This window comes from Marilutibacter penaei (genome assembly GCF_014145395.1).
GTDB classification, from domain to species: domain Bacteria; phylum Pseudomonadota; class Gammaproteobacteria; order Xanthomonadales; family Xanthomonadaceae; genus Marilutibacter; species Marilutibacter penaei.
This window is the reverse complement of sequence record NZ_JACHTE010000009.1, coordinates 127,958-141,160: the sequence shown is the minus strand read 5'-3', so window position 1 is coordinate 141,160 and position 13,203 is coordinate 127,958. Positions and strand designations below refer to the sequence as shown.

Below are 13,203 nucleotides of genomic sequence, written 5' to 3'. Positions count from 1 at the left end.
ATGTTCTCCCTGCAAACCATCTTCGGCCAAGGCAACCAGTTCTACACCCTGCTGGAGGAGGCCGCGGACGCCGCCTACGACAGCGCCAAGGCCCTGCATGCAATGCTGCGCGAAGCCGACCGCCAGCCCGCCCTTGATGCCTTCAAGCTGGCCCGGCAACGCGAGCGCGAGGTGTCGCTGAAGCTCAGCCAGGAGCTGGTCGACAGCTTCATCACCCCGATCGAGCGCGAGGACATCGAGTCGCTGGCCTCGGCCCTGCACAAGATCCCCAAGCAGATCGAGAAGTTCGCGGACCGCTACGCGCTGGCCACCCAGCACCTGGAGCACATCGACTTCGCGCCGCGCGCGGCGATGCTGGAGCAGGCCGCCTCGGTGGTGGTCAAGATGGTCCGCCAGCTGCGCAACCTCAAGCTCGAGCCTATGAAGGCCCTGAGCGACGAGTTGCGCGCGCTGGAGAACGACGCCGACCGGCTGATGCTGGAGCTGTACCGGGACATCTACTCCGGCAAGCTCGACCACCTGCAGATGTTCCTGCTGAAGGAGTTCTTCGAGATCCTCGAGAAGGCGATCGACCGCTGCCGCGAGGCGGGCGTGGTCGCCTACCAGATCGTCCTGAAGAATTCGTAAGGGGGCTCGACGATGCTCACGCTCGTCATCGTCGTCGTGCTGGCGGCGCTCATCTTCGAGTACATCAACGGCTTCCACGACACGGCGAACTCGATCGCCACCGTGGTCGCGACCAAGGTCCTGTCGCCGATGCAGGCGGTGGGCCTCGCCGCGGGCATGAACCTGATCGGCGCGCTGGCGGGCACCGCGGTGGCCAAGACCATCGCGTCGGGCCTGATCGATGTCGGCGTGGTCGAGGTCGGGTCGCAGCTGATCCTGTGCGCCCTGCTGGGCGGCATCGTCTGGAACCTGATCACCTGGTGGCTGGGCCTGCCGTCGTCGTCGTCCCATGCGCTGATCGGCGGCCTGTGCGGCGCGGCGCTGGCGGCGGCGTCCAACAACTTCGACGCGATCATCTGGTCCGAGCCGGCCGACCCCATCTACAAGAGCGCCGGCGTGCTGTGGAAGGTCATCGTGCCGATGGTGTCGTCACCGGTGCTGGGCTTCGCCGCGGGCTTCCTGGTCATGGGCGTGCTGTTCTTCATCATCTCGATGATGGCCCGCAGCGGCGGCTGGCTGGCGCGCCTGGCGCGGCCGCGCTGGGTCAACAGCTTCTTCGGCAAGGCGCAGCTGGTCAGCGCCGCGGGCATGGGCTTCGCGCACGGCATGAACGATGCGCAGAAGACCATGGGCATCATCGCCCTGACGCTGTTCAGTGCGCAGTCCGTGGGCACGCTGGACAACCTGCCGGCCTGGCTGGGGTTCCTGCATCCGTCCGACAACGCAATGGCGACCCAGGACATCGACCTGTGGATCAAGATCACCTGCGCGGTAGTGATGGCGGCCGGCACCGCGGCCGGTGGCTGGCGGATCATCAAGACGCTGGGCCACAAGCTGGTCAAGCTGCACCCGATCCACGGCTTCGCGGCCGAGACCAGTGCGGCCTCGGTGATCCTGGCGGCGTCCTCGCTGGGCATCCCGGTGTCGACCACCCACAACATCTCCTCGGCGATCATGGGCGTGGGCACGGCCAAGCGGCTCAACGCGATCAAGTGGACCGTGGTCGAGAAGATGATCTGGGCGTGGATCCTGACGATCCCGGCGGCCGGAGGGATCGCCTATCTGCTGTTCGAGCTGATGCGGATGATGGGCTGGGCCTGAGGACGCGCGTCGCGGCGGAAGGGGCCTGCCCTCGCAGGCAGCCATAGGCATCGCCTCCCGTGCCGGCGGGTGGCTCCGGGCTCAGTACAGGTCGCCGCCTGCCGAAAGCATGCGCTCCATGCGGTCGCCGATGCCGCCGATCTCGAGGACCAGACGGTCCACTTCGGCCGGCTCCAGGCCGTCGTATGGCCGGTTCTCGCAGAACTGGAGGTGGGGGACGCCTTCCATGTCGCCCACCGCCAGGTAGCCGACGCGGCTGTGCCAGTTGAAGTCCAGCGCTTTTCGCATGTCGACGCCGGTGATCGGCGCGACCGCGGTGCTGACCCGCAGGTAGGGACGTCCATCGTCATCGTCCAGCTCGGACAGGAAGATCGCCTGGTGGCGCTGCCCCTGGGCGAGCGAAAGCTCGATGCAGACCACGTCGACGTCGTGCTCGGTCAACCGGTAGCCCGTGGCCTTGAGGTGGCGGAGGATCGCGTCGAAATTGCGCATGGAGTGTCCGGTCGGGGCGTGCGTCCAGTCGCTATGCTAGCGCGATGGGCGGCGAGGCGGACGTGAAGCGCATCCTGGACGCGATCCGGGCGATCCCGCGGGGCGAAGTGGCCGGCTATGGCGAAGTGGCGCGCCGCGCCGGCCTGCCTGGCAGGGCGAGGCTGGTGGCACGGGTGCTGGGCCGGAGTGCGGACCCGGCCCTGCCCTGGCATCGCATCGTGCGATCGGACGGACGGATCGCGCTGCCAGCCGGGTCCCAGGGCTTCGACGAACAGTGCCAGCGGCTGCGTGCGGAGGGCGTGCGCGTCGAGGGCGGGCGGGTGCGTGGACTGCGGCCGGCGGCCAGTCTCGACGAACAGCTCTGGGGCTGACGGGACATGGCGTGCAGGGCGCCTGCACGCGACAGCCGGTACCATGTGCGCTCCTGAAAGGAGCCGCGATGTTTTCCAATCTTCCCCCCGTCACCAAGGCGCTGTTGATCGCCAACGGCGCGGTGTTCCTGCTCGAGATGCTGCTTGGCGACCGGATGTTCGGCAGTTTCATGCTGTGGCCGCCGGGCAGTGATGGTGCCTACGGTGGCATGGGCGGCTTCATGCCCTGGCAGGTGTTGACCTACGGTTTCATGCACGGGAGCCTCGCGCACCTGTTCTTCAACATGCTCGCGTTGCTGATGTTCGGCGCGCCGCTGGAGCACGTCTGGGGCAATCGTCGCTTCCTGAACTACTACCTCGTCTGCATCGTGGGCGCGGCGGTGTGCCAGATCGGCGTGGGTATCTGGGCGATGTCGAACGGTTCGCCGCCGTATCCGACCGTGGGCGCATCGGGGGGCGTGTTCGGCCTGCTGCTCGCCTACGGCATGCTGTTCCCGAACCAGCGCGTGATGCTGCTGATCCCGCCGATCCCGATGAAGGCGCGCACCCTTGTGATCGTCTATGGCGTGATCGAACTGTTGCTGGGTATCAGCGGCCAGCAGCCGGGCGTCGCACACTTCGCGCACCTGGGGGGCATGCTGTTCGGCTGGCTGATGATCCGCTACTGGCGCGGCCAGCCTCCGTTTGGAGGTGGCCGCAAGCCGCCGGGGCCGAGGATCGTTCGTTAGCCTTCGAGTCCACTCGCCTTCGATGCGTTCGGGTGGCACCGGCGCGACCCGGTGCCCTTCGCGACGAATGTCCCCCGGCCTGCGGCCTCCTCCTTGATTTCGCCGCGAAGGGCACCGGGCCACGCCGGTACCGGATGGCGTGCCCGCGAGGGCGTCCGTGTACCCGCCGGAGCTTGACCGCTATTCCGAGGGTGTCAGGCCCGGCCAGACGCTGATGCGGTCTTCGGGCTTGTTGCGCATCACCGCGCCGACCCGGCATCCATACAGGCCACCGAAATCGTCGAGGTTGGCGAGGGGCTGGTTGGCGCGCCACTGGCCGGGTGCATGGACCCCGATCGAGGCCCGGCGCGTCGCTTCCGCCGGCGCGGCATTTTCCGCCCAGAGCCGGGCCCAGGCTTCGAAGAACGCCTGTTTTTCGGCCTTGGCGGCATCGGGCTGGGCCTTGCCGAACGCCCGCCACGCCAGTTCCACGCCCGCGACGTCGGCCACGTTCTCATCGCGCGTCTGCATGCCGTTGACCTGGATGCCCTCCAGGCCCGGCCATGCGAGGGCACTGTACTGGCGTGCGATCCGCTCGGCCATGCCGTTCCATGCCGTGACATCCGCTGCACTCCACCAGTCGCGCAGTTCCAGCCGGTCATCCACGTAGCGGCCGCGCGCATCGAAGGCGTGGGTGAGCTCGTGCCCGACCAGCGCGCCATAGGCGCCGTACGCGGACGCTTCACTGTCGCCCGGGGCGAGCACCGGGGACTGCAGCATCGCCGCGGTGACCACCAGGCGGTTCTGGCTGATGTCGTAGGCGAGGGCAGGGGTCTGGGGCAGTACGCTCCAGCGGCGACCGGCATTGGCCTGGCCGATGCGCCTCATCTCCGAGGCATGGCGCCAGGTGGATGCGATCAGCATGTTGCCGCCGAAGCTGCCGCGGCCCATCGGTTGCAGGCTGTAGTCCAGGTCGCGCTGGGGGCGGCCGATCTCGATCTGCAGGCCGGCCAGTTTTGAGCGGGCCACCGCCTTGGCGTCCGCGCCCATGCGCGTGTCGGCGTCAAGGGCTTCACCCAGCACAGCCCTCACCTGCGATGCGACGGCCTTGGCGCGCGCCGCGGTCGCGTCGTCCAGGTAGCGCAGCGTGTACTGGTGGCCGAGCATGGGGCCGGCCGCGAGGTTGATCGCGTCGAGCACCTGCTGCTCCCGGGAGGGCGGCGCGGTCAGCCCTTCCAGCACGCGCCCCCGGAACTCGAAGCTGGCGTCGCGGAATGGCCGGGCGAGGTAGGGTGCCATGGCATCACCCACGCGCCACTGCAGGTAGGCGCGCCATTGAGCGACCGGCAGGTCGTCGACGAGCGTCTCGAGGGTCTGGAAGAGGGCCTGGTCCGCCATCGACACCTGTTGGGCCTGCACGCCCTGGGCCTCGAGGAAATCCTCCAGCTGGAGCTTCTTGTACTGCTTGCCGAATCCGTCGACCGGCACCAGAGCGTAGCGGCTGCGCGGGTCGCGCAGGTCGGCCGGGGAGCGGGACGCGCGGGCAATGCGCGTTTCGAGGTCGACGACCAGTGCGGACTGCTCCGACAGCGCATCCGCGGGGGTGCCGGTCAACGCGAGGATCTGCTCGACGTAGGCGCGATAGCGTCCGAGCAGGGCCTGGGTGTCGGCATCGGAACGGGTGTAATAGGCGGGATCCGGCAGGCCCAGGCCGCCCTGGCTGAAGTAACCGACGTGGCGCGTGAGGTCGGCCAGGTCGACGTCCGCGCTGAAGTTGAAGGCGACAGGGATCCCGACCTGGTGGAGCGCGGCGATGGCGGGGGCGACGTCCCGGTCGCGACGGATCGCACCGATCCGCTCGAGCAACGGCGCGATCGCATTGGCGCCGTCGCGCTCGACCGCGGCTTCATCGAGGCCGCTCGCCCAGAAGTCGCCGAGCAGCTTCTGCACGTCGTCGCCCGGCGCGTTCCGCGCGGCCTCCAGCAGGTCGATCTGCTGCTGGCGCGCACGCGCCTGCAACTCGCCCAGCGCCGACACCTGGGCGGTGCCCGGGGCGAGGGGGTGCGTTTCGAGCCATGCCGCGTTGGTGTTCCCATGGAAATCGGCGCAGGCCACGGGTGCACGGGCGTACGCGGGTGGCAGGGCCAGCACCGCGAGCAGGGACAGGACCAGGGCGGTGGGGCGGGGCGTCGGCTTTCTGGAGCGCATGGAGGAGGCCTTCCGGGGGATGGCCGCGAGTGTAGCAACGGGTCCGGGCCGCCCACGTGCAGGCCATGTCAAACCGCGACCCACCTGCATGGGACAGGTGCCGACGGGCCGGGGACGTAACAAAAAGGGCCCGGACAAGCCGGGCCCCGGGTGCGGTTGGAGGCCGCTGGAGACTTACCAGATGATGACCTGGTCGTCGCCCTGCCGCACCATCGGCTGGCCCGGCGTGCACTCGAACGCGGCGGCGAAGGCCGGCAGGTTCGACGGCGCGCCGATCGCGCGGAAGTTCGCCGGCGCGTGCGGGTCGGTGGTCAGGCGCACCTTCAGCTCTTCCGGCGTGAAGTTGCGGCGCCACACGGTGGCCCAGTTGGCGAAGAAGCGCTGGTCGCGGGTCATGCCGTCGATCATCGGGTCCTCGGTGCCCGCCGTCGCCGCCTTCATCGCGTCGTAGGCGGTGGCCAGGCCACCGAGGTCGGCGATGTTCTCGCCCAGCGTCAGCGTGCCGTTGACGTGTTCGTCGTCGTTCGCCTTGTAGCCGTTGAACTGGTTGACGAGCTTGTCCGTCAAGCCGGAAAAGCCCTTGGCGTCCGCTTCGCTCCACCAGTTGTCGAAGTTGCCGTCGGCCCCGAAACGGCTGCCCTGGTCATCGTAGCCATGGGTCATTTCGTGGCCGATCACGGCGCCGATGCCGCCATAGTTGAGCGGCGCGTCGGCATCAGGGTCGAAGAACGGCGGCTGCAGGATCGCGGCGGGGAACACGATCTCGTTCGCCAGCGGGTTGTAGTAGGCGTTGACGGTCTGCGGGCTCATCCCCCACTCGGTCTTGTCGACCGGCTTGCCGATCTTCGACAACTCCCACTTGTAGTTGAACTCGATGGCTTCGAGCACGTTGTGGATATAGCTCTCGCGGTTGGTCTGCAGGCCGCTCCAGTCGCGCCACTTGTCCGGGTAGCCGATCTTGGGCGTGAACGCCGCCCACTTCTCCATCGCCTTGGACTTGGTCTCGTCGGTCATCCACTCAAGGTTCTCGATGCGGACCTTGAGGGCGTCGCTCAGGTTCTTGACCAGGGTCTCCATCCGGGTCTTGGACTCGGGCGAGAACGCGACGTCCACGTACAGCTGTCCGAGCGCTTCGCCGGCCGAACCCTCGAGGGTGCCCAGCACACGCTTGCCGCGCTCCTTCAGTTCCTTCTGGCCGCGCAGGGTCTTGTTGTAGAAATTGAAGTTCTCTTCGACGAAGGCATCCGAGAGGTAGGGCGACGCGCTGTCGATGGTGTGGAAGCGCAGGTAGCTACGCCACTGGTCCGCCGGTACGTCGGCCAGCATCGCGCTGACTTCCTTGTGGAAGTCCGGCATCGCCAGCGAGAACATCTCCGGCGCTTCCAGGCCCTGCGACTCGAAGAAGCGGGTCCAGGGGAAGTTCGGCGCGAGCGCATCGGCCTCGGCCGGCGACACCGGGTTGTAGTAGATCGACACGTCGCGCGACATTTCCTCGCTCGACTTGGAGACGCGCGCGAGCCGCTTCTCGAATGCCACCACGTCCGCGGCCTGGGCAGCGGCATCCTCGACGGTGGCGCCGCCGAGTTCGAGCACCTTGGCGACGTGCTGCTCGTAGGCCTCCAGCTTGTCGGCCTTGTCGGCATCTTCGTAATAGCCCTTGTCCGGCAGGCCGAGCCCGCCCTGCATCGCGTAGGCGATGTTCATTTCCGAGTTCTTGAAATCAGCCTCGGGGCCGAAGCCGAACACGATGAACTGGCCCTTGGCGGCACTGCTGCGCAGGTAATCGGCGATCTTGTCCTGGCTGTCGAGCGCGTCGATCTCGGCCAGGGTGCCCTTCAGCGGTTCGATCCCCTGCGCGTTGATCGTGTCCGCGTCCATGCCCGTTGCCCAGAAGTCGCCGACGATCTTCTCCACGCCGGTGGCGGCACTGTCCGCGGCGGCCTGCTCCGCGATCTGGCGCTGCACCGCGAGCGAGCGCTCCGCCAGCATCTCGAACGCGCCCCACGAGGTGCGGTCGCCCGGGATCTCGTTGGCTGCCAGCCACTTGCCATTGACGTAGCCACCGAAGTCCGTGCAGGCATCCTTCGACGGATCCAGGTCCGCGGAGACGAAGCGGTTCATCGGGGGCAGGGCGGACTCGTCCAGGTGGATGCCACCGGGGGCCGCCGCGTCCGCGGGGGCGCTCGCCGACGCGGGCGCGTCGTCCTGCTTCGCGCATGCGGCGAGGCCGGCTGCGATGGCAAGGGAAAGGAGGAGGATCTGGGGTTTGTTCACGGTCGCTTGGCTCCGTATCTACTGAAAAAGTCCGCGTTGCCCGGCGGCGGCGCGGCTGGCGTTCCGATGGCGCGCGGTGCGCCCACAGGGCGGCCAGCCCACCATAGACCCGTTGGAGGTCGCGTGAGGGTGCAGAAGGTCATGCCTGCCGCGGGGTGTGCCGGCCGCGCAGGTCGCGCCACAATAGGGCGCATGACACCGCATGAGCAGCAGTTCCTCGACGCCCTCGCCAGCGCACCCGATACGGCGAGCGTCGCAAGATCCGTCGAGACGCTGCTGGCTGCGGGTGGGCCGCGCAGCCCGGGCTTCCCCGCCGCGATGGCGGAAGCCCTGTACATGCATCTCCGGGCGGTATCGACCCATCCGGCGTTCCGGGCGTGGCTGGACGTGTACTTCGGCCGTCGGCGGGCCGCGTTCCGGGCACCGGGCCAGCGGCCGAACTTCCTGTATTACCCGCCACTGGCGCCACAGGCCTGGTTCGACACCGGGGAACTGCCGGAGCTGGCGCCGCTGCAGGGCGGTATTGCCGCCGTGCGCGATGAATTGCTGGGTCTCCTGGCCGAGGCGCCGGGATTCGTGCCGTACGTGGAGAAGGCGGCGGAGCGGGACGGACGGTGGCGCGGACTTGCCGACAGCCTGCAGTGGTCCGCGCGCCACCTGGTGCGCCGGGGCCTGTGGGACGACGCGCTGAAGGCCCGTCTGCCGGTGACCGCCGCGTTCCTTGCCGAGGCCCCGTTGGCGCACTACCCGCCGCATGCGCCGGAGGCGTTCGTGTCCCGGCTGTTGCCGGGCACGGAACTCCCGCCGCACCACGGATTGTCGAACATCAAGCTGACCGCGCACCTGCCGGTGGACCTGCCCCCGGGCTGTGGCATCGTCGTGGATGGCGAGACGCGGACCTGGCAGGCCGGGGACTTCCTCGTGTTCGACGACTCCTTCCTGCACAGCGCGTGGAACCGTGGAGAGCACCCGCGCACGGTGCTCATCATGGATATCTGGCATCCCGGGCTGGATGCCGAGGAACGTCGTGCGCTCGGCCACGCGATCGCGGTCCTGGACCAGGTCAGGGCCTGCACCGCGACCCAGCGCGATAGCTGAACCGGGCGGGCGCGACCGGCTGGCGCCGCGCCGGGCATTCGCGTAAAGTGCGCGCGGTCCGGCGCCCGGACGCCGCCCGCAAGGGCATGTTTCCCCGATGCATGCCGCAGCCCGGTCCGTGACCGGCCTGCAGGCCTGGTCCGCACATCTTCCGGCGCGCAGACGCTGGCCGGGACTCCCGGTCCGCCCCCACTCGCAGCGCGGCTACAGGGAAAGCTCCGGGTTTACGCCTGCCGAGAGGCAGGGCCCCACCATTGGAGCCATTGATGTCCTTTGAATCCCTCGGGCTCGCGCCCGCGTTGTTGCGTGCGCTTGCCGAACACGGCTATGCCACGCCCACCCCCATCCAGGCCGAAGCGATTCCGCTCGTCATGGCCGGCCACGACCTCCTGGGCGGTGCCCAGACCGGTACCGGCAAGACCGCGGCGTTCTGCCTCCCCCTGCTGCACCGCCTCGCCGGGCATGCACCGCAGCGCGGCACCCGTTCGCCCAAGGTGCTGGTGCTGGTGCCGACCCGCGAACTGGCGGTCCAGGTGCACGACAACCTGCGCGGCTACGGTCGGCACATGCGCGTGGCCAGCTGCACGATCTTCGGCGGTGTGGGCATGGGCCCGCAGGTCGACGCGCTCAAGCGCGGCGTCGACGTGCTGATCGCGACCCCGGGCCGCCTGATCGACCACCTCGAACAGGGCAACGCCCGCCTCGACGGCGTCGACGTGCTGGTCATGGACGAAGCCGACCGCATGCTGGACATGGGCTTCCTGCCGGCGATCAAGCGCATCCTCGCCAAGCTGCCCCGCCAGCGCCAGACGCTGCTGTTCTCCGCCACCTTCGAAGCCCAGCTGAAGGCGCTCGCGCTGGAGTTCATGCGCGACCCGAGGCAGGTGCAGATCGCGGCGAACAACACCATCGCCGATACCATCGCCCACCGCGCGCATCCGGTGGATGCGGAGCGCAAGCGCGACCTGTTGATCGATATCCTCGCGTCGCGGCACACCGACCAGGTCATCGTGTTCGGCCGGACCAAGCACGGCTGCAACCGCCTTGCCGAGCAGATCGACAAGTCGGGCATCCACGCTGTCGCCATCCATGGCAACAAGAGCCAGGCGCAGCGGCAAAAGGCGCTCAATGCGTTCAAGGCCGGGAAGGCCCGGGTGCTGGTGGCAACCGATGTCGCAGCGCGCGGCCTGGACATCCCCAACCTGCCGCTGGTCATCAACTATGAGCTGCCGATGGTCGCCGAAGACTACGTGCACCGCATCGGCCGGACGGGACGCAATGGGGCGAGCGGCGAGGCGCTTTCGCTGGTCTCGCACGAGGAAGGCGGGCTGCTGCGGCAGATCCAGCGCGTGCTCAAGAACGACGTGGAGCTGGTCGAGGTGGCGGGCTACGCCCCCAGTCGGCCCCTGCGTCTGGACGTGCCGCTGCCGAATCCCCGTTCGAAGCGGGGGGGCGGCGGGCCGCGGCCGGGACATCGTCCGCACGGCAAGCCGGCGGCGAGCCACGCCCATGCGGGTCCGAAGAAGCGCAACGGCGGCAATCGGCGCGGAGGCGGCGGCAGCCGTAACCGCGGCAGGTCGGATGGCTGATCGACGAAGCAGAAGGGCCGGCATTGCCGGCCCTTTCGCGGTGTGCCGCCTGGAGGTCTGATCAGGCTTTCTGCCCGGCGATCCAGCGGTCGATCTTGCCCTCGAGGATGTCCAGCGGGACCGAGCCGTCCTTCAGGACCTCGGCATGGAACTCGCGGATGTCGAAGTCGCTGCCCAGCGCGTCCTCGGCGCGCTTGCGCAGCTCCATGATCTTGAGCTCGCCGATCTTGTACGCCAGCGCCTGGCCCGGGATCGCCATGTAGCGCTCGGCCTCCGCGGTCGACTGGGTCTCGCTCTCCGCCGAGTTCTCCAGCATGTAGGCGATCACCTGCTCGCGGGTCCACCCCTTGCTGTGCAGGCCGGTGTCGACCACCAGGCGGATCGCGCGCCACAGCTCGTTCTGCAGGTAGCCGAAGTAGTTGTAGGGATCGGTGTAAAGGCCCAGGTCCTTGCCCAGCGACTCGGCGTACAGCCCCCAGCCCTCGGTGAAGGCCGTCTGCCCGCCGAAGCGGCGGAACTTCGGCAGGCCGGTCAGCTCCTGCTGCAGGGCCAGCTGGAAGTGATGGCCCGGGATGGCCTCGTGCAGGTACAGGTCCTCGGCGTCCCAGGTCTTGCGGGTCGGCAGGTCATAGGTGTTCACGTAGAAGATGCCGGGGCGCGTGCCGTCCTCGCTCGGGCTCATGTAGGAGCCGCCGGCGGCGGATTGCGCGCGGAACGGCTCGACCGGGCGGATCTCGAACGGTGCCTTCGGCGTCAGCGAGAACAGCTTGGGTACGTGCGCGTCGACCTTGTCCTCGAGGCCACGGTAATAGGTCAGCAGCGCCTCCTCGGACTCGAAGCTGAAGCGCGGGTCGTCCTGCATGAAGGCGAAGAAGTCCTGCAGCGAACCCTCGAAGCCGACCTCGGCCATGATCCCGCGGATCTCGCCGTGGATGCGCGCGACCTCGTCGAGGCCGATCTGGTGGATCTGCGCGGGGCTGAGCTCGGTGGTGGTGGAGCCGCGCACGCGGTAGGCATACCAGGCATCGCCGTTCGGCAATCCGTCCATGCCCGGCGTGGCGCGCGCATGCGGCATGTAGTCGTCGACGATGTACGCCCGCAGCTCGCTGTAGGCCGGCATCAGTGCGTCGTTGATCAAGGCGGTGTAGTCGGCGGTGAGGCGCGCGCGGTCGGCCTCGGAGAAGGACTCGGGCATGTTCTTGATGGGGCCCCAGAACAGGGTCTGGGTCGGGTCGTCCTTGATCAGGGCGTCGAGCTGCGGGACCACCTTCTCCATCAGCGCACGCGGCTGGACGACCCCGTTCTGAACGCCGACCTTCATGTTGGCGATCGCCTGGTCGAACACGACCGGAACCTGCGACGCGCGCTTCACCCAGTTGTCGTAGTCCTCGACCGTCTTGAAGGGCTGCGCACCGGTGCCCGAGCCGAGCTGCACCACGGTGGAGGCGAGGTTGTAGAACTGGTTGATCGGCTGCTGCCATCCCGGGAACTGCTCGCCTTCGAGTTCCTGACGGGCGTCATGGACGAAGATCTGGTAGCTCAGCAGGTCCTGGCCTTCCAGGCCTTCGGCCCCGATGCCTTCGACGGTTTCGAGCCAGCGCGCAGTGAAGGCGCGCGACTTCTCGCGGTAGTCCTCCGACAGGAAGTTCGGCAGGCGGTCGTTGTAGCGCGGATCGCCCTGGTAGGTGGCGGCCAGGGGGTTCATTTCCAGCATCTCCTCCCAGTACTGCTCGTAAAGCGCGTCGAGCCGCGCAGCCTTGGCGCTGTCCGACGCCATCGAGGCACTGGTCGGCAGGGCAGTCGGATGTGAGGCGGTGGCCGGCGTGGCGAACGTGAGCCCGGTGAGGAGGATCGCGGAGGCGAGTGCCGCGGCAAGGGGCGAGCAGGCAGGATGCGACGGGGTCATGACGGGCTCCCAGCAGAACGGTTCGAGTCGATGGTGGTACCCCGCGTCCGTGCATGGGCGGATGAATGCCCCAGCATCGTCGCATGCCCCGGTGCCGGCATGGGCCTAACGTCATGCCCTGGCGCGGAGTCAGGGCACCTTGCGTGGCACGCTGAAAGGGATCGACTCGGGCGACACCGCGCCGCCGGAGATGATGAAGCTCATGGCCTGGTCGACGCTCCAGTCGGTCGGCGTGATCTTCTCGACCGGTACGATCTCCAGGTAGCCGGAGGTCGGGTTGGGCGTCGTCGGCACGTAGACGGCGGCGAGCTCGCGGCCGGTGCCGTGCTCCTTCAGGGTCCGGGTGACGAAGCCGATCGACTTCATTTCCGTGTGCGGGAAGTCCACCAGCACCACGCGTTGGGTCCCATCGGGCTTCGTCTGGAGGATGTCCAGCAACTTGCGCGCGCTGCCATACACCGTGCTGGCGAACGGCACGCGCTGGATGAGGGACTCCAGCCAGCGCAGCAGGCGCTGGCCGACCACCCGCCGTGCCATCAGGCCCGACAGCAGGATGACGCCGATGGTGGCGAGGATGGCGAGCGCGGTGGTGACCCACGGGTCGTCCAGCCAGCCGAGCGTGCGCGGCGCACTGGCCGCGGCCTGTTCGAGGATGGGTTCGACGAAGGGCCGGCTGACGTCCGAGAGCAGGACGAACACGAAGCGGAGCACGACCCAGGTCAGCCACAGCGGCAGGAGGGTCAGCAGTCCGGTCAGGAACAGCCGTTGCAGGGAGGCGGTGCGCATCCGCG

At 68.4% G+C, this 13,203-nt stretch carries 11 protein-coding genes; 6 read left to right on the top strand and 5 right to left on the bottom strand.

The window, feature by feature from the left end; translation table 11 throughout:
* Complete coding sequence (locus H4F99_RS13180; RefSeq protein WP_182670229.1) at positions 1-627, top strand: DUF47 domain-containing protein; 627 nt, start codon at positions 1-3, stop codon at positions 625-627.
* A gap of 12 nt (positions 628-639) precedes the next feature.
* Complete coding sequence (locus H4F99_RS13175; RefSeq protein WP_182670227.1) at positions 640-1,767, top strand: inorganic phosphate transporter; 1,128 nt, start codon at positions 640-642, stop codon at positions 1,765-1,767.
* Between the two features lie 81 nt (positions 1,768-1,848).
* Here the strand turns inward: H4F99_RS13175 and H4F99_RS13170 are convergent, their stop codons facing one another.
* Positions 1,849-2,259 carry a hypothetical protein gene (locus H4F99_RS13170; protein WP_182670225.1) on the bottom strand — a complete coding sequence of 137 codons (411 nt, stop codon included), beginning with the start codon at positions 2,257-2,259 and terminating at the stop codon, positions 1,849-1,851.
* 44 nt (positions 2,260-2,303) lie between these two features.
* On the opposite strand from H4F99_RS13170, the gene H4F99_RS13165 reads away from it, so the two are divergent.
* Entirely contained in the window at positions 2,304-2,630 is a 327-nt protein-coding gene (locus H4F99_RS13165; RefSeq protein WP_182670223.1) for an MGMT family protein, read from the top strand.
* Positions 2,631-2,698: 68 nt separating this feature from the next.
* Complete coding sequence (locus H4F99_RS13160) at positions 2,699-3,358, top strand: rhomboid family intramembrane serine protease (RefSeq protein WP_182670221.1); 660 nt, start codon at positions 2,699-2,701, stop codon at positions 3,356-3,358.
* A gap of 180 nt (positions 3,359-3,538) precedes the next feature.
* Here H4F99_RS13160 and H4F99_RS13155 read toward each other — a convergent pair whose 3' ends face one another.
* Positions 3,539-5,545, bottom strand: a complete 2,007-nt coding sequence (locus H4F99_RS13155; protein WP_182670219.1) for a M13-type metalloendopeptidase — start codon at positions 5,543-5,545, stop codon at positions 3,539-3,541.
* A gap of 174 nt (positions 5,546-5,719) precedes the next feature.
* A complete protein-coding gene (locus H4F99_RS13150; RefSeq protein WP_182670217.1) occupies positions 5,720-7,819 on the bottom strand; it encodes a M13-type metalloendopeptidase in 2,100 nt (699 codons plus the stop codon).
* A 192-nt stretch (positions 7,820-8,011) separates the two neighbouring features.
* Between H4F99_RS13150 and H4F99_RS13145 the strand changes: the two genes are divergently transcribed.
* Positions 8,012-8,917, top strand: coding sequence for an aspartyl/asparaginyl beta-hydroxylase domain-containing protein (locus H4F99_RS13145; protein WP_182670215.1), 906 nt, complete (start codon positions 8,012-8,014; stop codon positions 8,915-8,917).
* Between the two features lie 266 nt (positions 8,918-9,183).
* Positions 9,184-10,506, top strand: a complete 1,323-nt coding sequence (locus H4F99_RS13140) for a DEAD/DEAH box helicase (protein WP_182670213.1) — start codon at positions 9,184-9,186, stop codon at positions 10,504-10,506.
* 61 nt (positions 10,507-10,567) lie between these two features.
* Here the strand turns inward: H4F99_RS13140 and H4F99_RS13135 are convergent, their stop codons facing one another.
* Both H4F99_RS13135 and H4F99_RS13130 read right to left on the bottom strand, forming a co-directional pair.
* A complete protein-coding gene (locus tag H4F99_RS13135; protein ID WP_182670211.1) occupies positions 10,568-12,412 on the bottom strand; it encodes a DUF885 domain-containing protein in 1,845 nt (614 codons plus the stop codon).
* A gap of 129 nt (positions 12,413-12,541) precedes the next feature.
* Entirely contained in the window at positions 12,542-13,198 is a 657-nt protein-coding gene (locus H4F99_RS13130) for a DUF502 domain-containing protein (RefSeq protein ID WP_182670209.1), read from the bottom strand.
* Positions 13,199-13,203: the final 5 nt, after the last annotated feature.

What these genes read in the sequence shown, in the direction of transcription:
- H4F99_RS13180 (WP_182670229.1), top strand. Translation starts at nt 1, where the DNA reads ATGTTCTCCCTGCAAACCATCTTCGGCCAAGGCAACCAGTTCTACACC.
- H4F99_RS13175 (WP_182670227.1), top strand. Translation starts at nt 640, where the DNA reads ATGCTCACGCTCGTCATCGTCGTCGTGCTGGCGGCGCTCATCTTCGAG.
- H4F99_RS13170 (WP_182670225.1), bottom strand. Translation starts at nt 2,259, where the DNA reads ATGCGCAATTTCGACGCGATCCTCCGCCACCTCAAGGCCACGGGCTAC.
- H4F99_RS13165 (WP_182670223.1), top strand. Translation starts at nt 2,304, where the DNA reads ATGGGCGGCGAGGCGGACGTGAAGCGCATCCTGGACGCGATCCGGGCG.
- H4F99_RS13160 (WP_182670221.1), top strand. Translation starts at nt 2,699, where the DNA reads ATGTTTTCCAATCTTCCCCCCGTCACCAAGGCGCTGTTGATCGCCAAC.
- H4F99_RS13155 (WP_182670219.1), bottom strand. Translation starts at nt 5,545, where the DNA reads ATGCGCTCCAGAAAGCCGACGCCCCGCCCCACCGCCCTGGTCCTGTCC.
- H4F99_RS13145 (WP_182670215.1), top strand. Translation starts at nt 8,012, where the DNA reads ATGACACCGCATGAGCAGCAGTTCCTCGACGCCCTCGCCAGCGCACCC.
- H4F99_RS13140 (WP_182670213.1), top strand. Translation starts at nt 9,184, where the DNA reads ATGTCCTTTGAATCCCTCGGGCTCGCGCCCGCGTTGTTGCGTGCGCTT.
- H4F99_RS13135 (WP_182670211.1), bottom strand. Translation starts at nt 12,412, where the DNA reads ATGACCCCGTCGCATCCTGCCTGCTCGCCCCTTGCCGCGGCACTCGCC.
- H4F99_RS13130 (WP_182670209.1), bottom strand. Translation starts at nt 13,198, where the DNA reads ATGCGCACCGCCTCCCTGCAACGGCTGTTCCTGACCGGACTGCTGACC.